1 protein-coding gene is annotated in these 487 nt (G+C 74.9%); it reads right to left on the reverse strand.

Features of this window, described 5'->3' with window-relative positions:
* Positions 1-487, reverse strand: a 487-nt coding sequence (locus IF73_RS38420) for a methylenetetrahydrofolate reductase (protein WP_031015963.1), incomplete at both ends; no start/stop codon positions are given.

Here is a 487-nt window from a genome sequence, read left to right on the forward strand (position 1 = left end):
CGGGTGCGGGGTCCATGTTCCGCGTGGGTCGCCCGGGGGGTCGCCGCGCAGCACCAGGACGTCGCGGACGCCGGCGTCGGCGTAGGCGCCGATGATCGCGCGCAGTTCGGCGACGGAGTGGCCGACGGCGGTGAGGTGGGCGACGGGCCGCAGGGTGGTCTCGGTGACGATCCGCTGGGTGACGTCGACGGTCCGGTCGCGGGACGAGCCGCCCGCCCCGTACGTCACCGACACGAAGTCCGGCCTGAGCGCCTCGACGCGGCGGATCGCGTCCCACAGGGCGTCGGTGGACTGCTCCGGGTGGAGCTGGAACTCCTCCGAGAGGTGCACGCCGATCCGCTCCGGCCGCAGCAGCGACGCGATCTTCGCCCGGTCCTCCAGGTCCGGGCAGGCCGGATAGCCCAGCGAGTAGCGGCAGCCCTGGTACTCGGTGCGCAGCATGCCGTCCAGGCCGGCCGGGTCGGCGCCGCCGATCCCCCACTCCCGC

It is taken from the genome of Streptomyces sp. NRRL F-5727 (genome assembly GCF_000719555.1).
Classification (GTDB): domain Bacteria; phylum Actinomycetota; class Actinomycetes; order Streptomycetales; family Streptomycetaceae; genus Streptomyces.